This window comes from Nitratidesulfovibrio liaohensis (assembly GCF_011682075.1).
In the GTDB taxonomy this organism is placed as follows: Bacteria; Desulfobacterota; Desulfovibrionia; order Desulfovibrionales; family Desulfovibrionaceae; genus Cupidesulfovibrio; species Cupidesulfovibrio liaohensis.
The window spans coordinates 1-6,651 of record NZ_VSMK01000106.1 but is presented as its reverse complement, the minus strand read 5'-3'; the positions used below and the strand labels follow the sequence as shown (position 1 = coordinate 6,651).

General features: G+C 68.0%; 5 protein-coding genes. 2 read left to right on the top strand and 3 right to left on the bottom strand.

Going from position 1 to position 6,651, the window contains the following annotated elements; genetic code table 11:
* Positions 1-886: 886 nt before the first annotated feature.
* The 3 genes from FVW27_RS04655 to FVW27_RS04645 all read right to left on the bottom strand — a co-directional run bounded on the left by FVW27_RS04655 (position 887) and on the right by FVW27_RS04645 (position 3,011).
* Entirely contained in the window at positions 887-1,615 is a 729-nt protein-coding gene (locus tag FVW27_RS04655) for a hypothetical protein (RefSeq protein WP_167123163.1), read from the bottom strand.
* Between the two features lie 621 nt (positions 1,616-2,236).
* The gene (locus FVW27_RS04650; protein ID WP_167123161.1) at positions 2,237-2,452 is read right to left on the bottom strand and encodes a hypothetical protein; all 216 of its coding nucleotides are present in this window, start codon (positions 2,450-2,452) and stop codon (positions 2,237-2,239) included.
* 112 nt (positions 2,453-2,564) lie between these two features.
* Positions 2,565-3,011 (bottom strand): flavodoxin, encoded by a 447-nt coding sequence (locus FVW27_RS04645; RefSeq protein WP_167123159.1) that lies wholly within the window; start codon positions 3,009-3,011, stop codon positions 2,565-2,567.
* Positions 3,012-3,573: 562 nt separating this feature from the next.
* Between FVW27_RS04645 and FVW27_RS04640 the strand changes: the two genes are divergently transcribed.
* Entirely contained in the window at positions 3,574-4,224 is a 651-nt protein-coding gene (locus FVW27_RS04640; RefSeq protein ID WP_167123157.1) for a DedA family protein, read from the top strand.
* Between the two features lie 253 nt (positions 4,225-4,477).
* On the top strand, positions 4,478-6,651 hold a 2,174-nt coding region (locus FVW27_RS04635), incomplete at its 3' end, for a PAS domain-containing protein (RefSeq protein ID WP_167123155.1).

The window sequence follows — 6,651 nt, the reverse complement described above, 5'->3', positions numbered from 1 at the left end:
GGCACGCCGTTGCGGGCCGGTCGGCCTGCGGTGTCCCGCATCCCGTGCCTGCGGCGGCCATGGGGCGACGCCTGCCGCTGGCGGGGGGTGCGGGGTGCTGTGGCCGAATCCTCGTGATCATGTCCCTTTCCTCCGTCTGTCTGTCATGGCCGCCACGCAGCATGAAAAAAAGCCGGGAGCACCTGCGGTGCGCCCGGCCATGCATGCCATGCGAGACGCCCGCCTAAGCTGTCCGGCAAAAGTAATAGAAGTAAAAAAACGCCCCGGTGGAACGGGGCGCTAGGAATACTTCAGGAGTGGCGGCCAGGGGCTGGCGGGACGAAGCGGCCACGGTGCGTTTGGCACACGGGGCGGAAAGGGCCACGGAAGCCGAAACCGATCCCCGGCCCGCGTCGGCGGGGTCCTGCGCCGGACGAAGGAGGGCATGGAGCGCGGCGGCCATGGTGGGCCGCGTTGCGGGGCGGTGTTCGGTGCTGGCGGTCATGCGGTACCTGTGTACGATGTCGGGGCCAGGACATGGCGTTGCCATGTCTTCCATGGTGCTGTGCCATCTCGTCCGTCCGGGCCGCGTGATGCGGCGCCAAGCGTGGGGTGGCTGAGCATGTTCCGAGAGTGACGCCGCAAGCAGGCAGAGCATCACCCGGCGGGATGGGAGCGAGAATAGGCGGGTGCTCGGAGGAAGGCAAGCGGAAAAGTTCCGGAATCACAAAAATGTGAGCACGGTGGGGTTGGGGTGGTCGCTGTCGCTGTCGCGTTGCTTTGGGTGACGGATGCGTAAAAAAATGGGGCGCGGCGTTCCGACCACCGGAACGTCGCGCCTTGGCCGTATCCGACACTGGCCCCGCACGGTGGGGCCGGTGTGCCGGACGGCAACAGCATGCCAGCCTTACGCCGGAGGCGGCGTTTGGTGATGCGGCGCCGTGTCCCCCGGCCTGGCTGGGGGAGTGCGGGTGGCTGCGTCGGCGTCAGGGTGGGCGTCAGTGAAGGCGTCAGTGAAGGCGTCAGGGCTGGCGTCAGCGAAGGCGCCAGGGCCGGGAACTCCGTTCGGAGGCCTGCCAGCGGCTGCCCCACGCTGCGGGACAGGCACGGAGAATTCCGTCATGCCCAAAGGGGGCGACGGGGGCAGGTGGCCGGGCAGGGGCGTACGGATGCCCGTTTCCCGGATGATGCGCTGGCGCATTTCGATGGCCAGATCCTGTTGTTTAGCGGTCACGTCGCGCAGGGCGCTGGCGTTGCGAGCGGTTTCGTCCGGGTCGGGGGTGGCGCGGGTCAGCGCGGCTTCCAGCGCGACCCATGCGGCGTATTGCTCCTGACGCAATGCGTCGAAGCGCGCGGCGAATGCGGCGCGGACGGTCCGGATGGCCGAACGTTGTTCCGCCGTGGGGAGCGTGGGCGGCGGGACACCATAGGGAACGTCCGTCGAGAGGACAGGCGGCGCCGCCGGGGGAAGCCCCATACCCGGAAATACCGGTGGCGGCGGCCCGAAGCCGGGTCCGGAGTCGGACCGGAAGGCAGCGTGCAACGGCCCCACGGCACGGGCGGTCACGGCGGCAAGGGCCATGCCCGCCAGCAGCAGGGCCACGCAGGTCCCGGTACGGACGGTGGCTGGCAACATTTCCATCTCCTTGATTACCGGCCACGCCAGGGGCTTTGGCAGGCGCGGATCGCCGCCGCATCCCGTGACGTGCAGGGCCGGTGCATGGAAATGCTATCGTCCGCATCCGCCGCGGCTCAACCCTTGATTTGGTTAAGAAATGTAAAGAGGCCAACGTGGTGCGCAGCGGAAAATGGCCGTGCGCGCAGCAAGGCCCGCCGTGATTTTCAACGGCGGGCGCAAGCGGGGGCAACAGGGGGCAACAGGGGGCAAACAAGGGAGAGTGGGAAAGGGGGGCGGGTGCGCGTTTGGGGGGCGCCTGTGTTAGCTATGGGGGCCTAGGGGACAGGGGCGGTTCGTGGAAGGTCCCGGCCAACCCACGGGCGTACGGGCGCCGGCCCGGGTCAGCGCATCAGCAGGGTGGCCACGGTGATTTCCAGCAACAGCGCGGCGGTGATGAGCAGGGCAAGGTCTTTCATGGGGCGTCTCCGGTGCCGGGCGGTGCGGCGCTGCGCCCGCCCGGCTCGGTCATGTGCTGGTGTGGTGCGCGGGCGACGGAGGGTAAGCCGCCACCCCGTGCCGGGCCGCTTGTGTCGGGGCGGCCCGCTTTGCGCGTCAGGGATACTGGGCAGGCGTATCGCGTCAGGCGCAGGGGCGCCCCGTGGCGGCAGCGGAGAACCGGGGTGCCTCGTCCGCGCCGTGGGCGTCATCGGCCCCGTCAGTCCCGTAAGGGCCGAGCCGCCCCGAAAGGGCAAGGTCGTGTTCCCTGCGGTCGTCACTGGTGATGAGGCGGCGGAGCGAACCGGCGAAGCGCCGGGCCGCCACGCGGCCGGAGCCGATGGAGCAGGCAAGGGTCATGGCATGGTCCTCCGTTGGGTTGCTATGCAGCGGGCCGCGCTGTCTCCGCCGGTATGGTGACGGGCGGGGCGGGAGCAGGGATAGGGGGCGGGCCGTGCGAACGCGAGCAGTTCTACAGGGCGGCCACCACGCGCCCGGCCCAGGCGGCGACATCGTCGCGCATGGTGCGCGGATCGCCGTCGATCTTGAGCGAATCGGTCACGATGTCCGCGCCAAGGCCGGACAGGCGCTCTTCGATGGCATCCACCGCGCCGCAGAAGTAGGTGTAGCTGCTGTCGCCGCAGCCGAAGCAGGCCGCGCGGCCCTTGCCCGCGCCCGTGGCTTCCAGCGATTCGTACAGGTGGATGAAGTCGTCCTGCAGTTCGATTTCGTCGTCGCCCCAGGTGGAGCAGCCGAACAGCACGAGGTCGCGGCCCTCGCACAGGCCTTCCGCCTCTACCTGGCCCGCGTCGCGGATTTCGACGCTGTGGCCCGCTTCGGTGATGTCGCGGCCGACGGTTTCGGCGACCCAGGCGGTGTTGCCGGTGGTGGAACCGTAGACGATGAGCACGTTGGCCATGGGAATCCTCCGGATGGGTGGTATCTGTGTGCGTGTCTGTGTTCGTGCCGGGCCACCCGTCAGGCGGCCCGACTACACTGTTCCGTCTGGCGCATGGCGTGCTCGTGCCGGTCGGGACGTGCGGAAGGAGCCTTGTGTCCGTTGGAGGTGGCATTCCCCGTCCGCCCCGGGTTGCAAGGCCGGGACGGGCGGGAAAGGCCGGAGGCTGGAAGGCGTGGGAGTGATGTGGGCATGTGCGGGATGTCGTTGTGGTTGTTCGTTGAAGGCACCATAGTGAAAATGAAAATCTTTTTCAATAAAAAAGTGCAAACCCCCGCGAAAAAGATCGGTCACCCCCGCGGACTCATTCCCGGCGCCCTCGTCATGCGGGGTGCGCGCAGCCCGGTGGAGCGAACCGTTGCGAGCCATTGCACGACCCTGTACGCCGCTTGCGCAGGGGGACATCGCTAGCCCAGGCGCGCCGCTTGCGCAGGGGCGCGGCGTGGCGTAGAGAGGCAAGGCCGCATCCCCGCGGCCATGGCCCGACCGCAACCCGCCGGGAATACCGGCACCGGAGCCTTTCGTGGACATTCTGGGCATTTTTTCCACCTTTGTCTCCTTCCTGCTGCATGTGGACAGGCACCTGTTCGAACTGGTCTCGAACTGGGGCGTGTACACCTATGCCATCCTGTTCCTGATCGTGTTCTGCGAAACCGGGCTGGTGGTCACGCCGTTCCTGCCCGGCGACTCGCTGCTCTTCGCGGCGGGCACCATCGCCGGGGCCGGGCACCTGGAGTATTTTCCCCTGGCGTTCACGCTGCTGGCCGCCGCCGTCATCGGCGACGCGGTGAATTACCGCATCGGACGGTACATCGGCCCGCCGGTGTTCGAGAAGAACTACCGCCTGCTCAACCGCCAGCACCTGTACCGGGCGCACGAATTCTACGAACGCCACGGTGGCAAGGCCATCGTCCTGGCCCGCTTCGTGCCGGTTGTGCGCACCTTTGCGCCCTTCGTGGCGGGGGTGGCGGCCATGGACGCCCGGCGTTTTCTGCTGTTCAACGCCAGCGGCGGCCTGCTGTGGGTGGGGCTGCTGGTGACGGCGGGCTACTTTCTGGGTAACATGCCGCTGGTACAGCGTAATTTCAGTCTGGTCATCTACGGCATCATTGTAGTGTCCGTGCTGCCCATCGTGGTGGAATACGCCCGGGCCATGCTGCGCCGGGAGCGCTGAGGGCATCGATACATTACATAAGTAGATGCGTCTTTGCTTGCCTGCGCCGCTTCCTGCCTGCATGGGCCGGGAGCGGCGTTCGTCATGATGCCAGCCGGTTGCTCCCCCGGCGTTGGACGACGATGCAGGGCCGTATGGCAACGGTGCGTTTTCCCGTTGACGCTGTGTGGCTTTTGAGTAGTGTGACATCGTCGGATATGGCTGCGCCGGTTCCGGGGGGGACGGGCGTGGCAGGACAAAAGGGGCCGGTGCAATGCAGGCTGGAAATGGCGCGGACAGCCGCGAATGTCCGGAATACGCGGAGCCGACGGAACTGGACGATCAGCAGATCGGACAGACCGGGGAAATCGGGCAGAATGGGCAAAGCCGGGCAACCGGTCCGGACGGGCAGTCCGCCGGTACCGTGGAACAGGTGCGGCGCGATGCCGAATTGTTTCGCGGCGTATTCCGCAACATGAACGCGGGCGTGATGGTGTTGCGCCCCGTGCACGCCCATGGGGACGACTGCGCCGACTTCACCCTGCTGGACATCAACCCGGCGGGGGAACGGCTGAGCCGCCTGACTCGTGCCGAATACATCGGCAGCCTGCTGTCCGGCCTGCTGCCAGCCCCGGTGGTCGCCACCCTGCGCGAGGCCCTGGCCCGTGCGTGGCGCAGCGGCATTGCCGAGCACCTTCCCTCTTTCCTCTACAGCGACAAGATACGCGGCTGCTGGCGCCACTATTTCATCAGCCGCGCCGATTCGGGCGATCTGTTGCTGATCTACGAGGACGTCACCGAGCGCTACATGGCCCTGGCCAACCTTGCCGCTGGCGAGGAAAAGTACCGCGCCCTGGTGGAAAACACTCCGGACATCGTCATGCGCTTCGGTGGCGACCTGCGCCTGACCTACGTCAACGCTGCCGTCGCTCCCTACCTGGGCCCGCCGGACGCGCTCATGGGGCGCGAGGTGGCGGAACTGGGCCTTGCCCCGCAGGTGGCGGAATTCTGGGCACGCCAGTTGCGCGGGGTACTGGAATCGGGCAGCCCGGTGCAGACCGACTACGTGTTTCACGGACCCGCCGGGCGGGTGCTGTTCGACTGGCGGCTGGTGCCCGAACGCGGGGTGGACGGAAGCGTTGCCTCGGTGCTCAGCCTGATGCGCGACGTGACCCGCCAGCGTTCCACCGAGCATGACTTCCGCACCCTGTTCCGCAAGCTCATCACCAGCTTCGCCGTGCACGAGGTGGTGCTGGACGACGGGGGCCGACCTGTCGATTTCCGGTTTCTGACGGTAAACCCGGCCTTCGAGTCCATGGCCGGACACCGCGCCGAAGACGTGCTGGGGCGCACTGCCAGCGAACTGTTCGGCCCGCAGGATCCGTCATGGGTCGCGGCGCTGGGCCGGGTGGCCCTGACCGGCGAGCCGCTGCACACGGAACGCTATTCCCGAAACATGGGCAAGTGGCTGGAGATGGCCGTCTACCGGGTGCGTGAACGCCAGTTCGCCATCATTGCCGCGGACATCACCGAACGCCGCAACGCCCGGCGCGAACGCAGGCTGGGCGCGGCGCGGCTGTCGGCCCTGCACCGCCTGTCGCGCATGGACGCCGCGCCCGAACGATCGATCATGCGCTTTGCGCTGGAGCAGGCCGTGCGCCTGACCGGCAGCGAACTGGGCTACCTGGCCCTGGTGGACAATGGGCGGGTGTCGGCGGATGGCGTGCTGTGGTCGCATCTGATGGCCGAGCCGGGGGGGATCTCCGCATCCCCGGGTGCGGCTCCGGACAGCAGGGCGGACGGCAGGGCAACCGTGACGGGCCCGTGGACCGAGGTGGTGCGCACCGGCCAGCCGGAAATCCGTAACGAGTCCTTTGCGGGGGGGGCAGGCGAGGCTGGCGCGCAGGAAACGGAACCGGTCCATCGCGTGGGTGGCATCTCGCTGTGGCGGCATCTGGCCGTGCCCGTGCTGGAAGAGGGACGGCTGGTGGCCGTGGCGGGCGTGGCCAACAAGGACCTGCCCTACGAACGGGCCGACCGCCGCCAACTGGAACTGTTCATGCACGGCATGTGGGAGCACATCGCGCGGCGCCGGGCCATCGTCTCGTTGCGGCGGGCCAAGGACGCCGCCGAGGCGGCCAGCCGTACCAAGGACGAATTCCTGGCCAACATGAGCCACGAACTGCGCACCCCGCTCAACGGGGTGCTGGGCATGCTGCAACTGCTGGACGGACCGGACCTGAGCGACGAGCGGCGCGGTTACCTGAGCACGGCGGTGGAATCGGGCCATGCCCTCCTGCGCATCATCGAAGACCTGCTGGATCTTTCCGCGCTGGGCGCGGGCGAATCGGGCCTGCGCGACGAGCCGTTCGATCCGGCGGCAGTGCTGCGCCAGGTTGCCGAAATGGTGGACCCGGCGGCGCGGCGGCGCGGGCTGGCCCTGGGGCT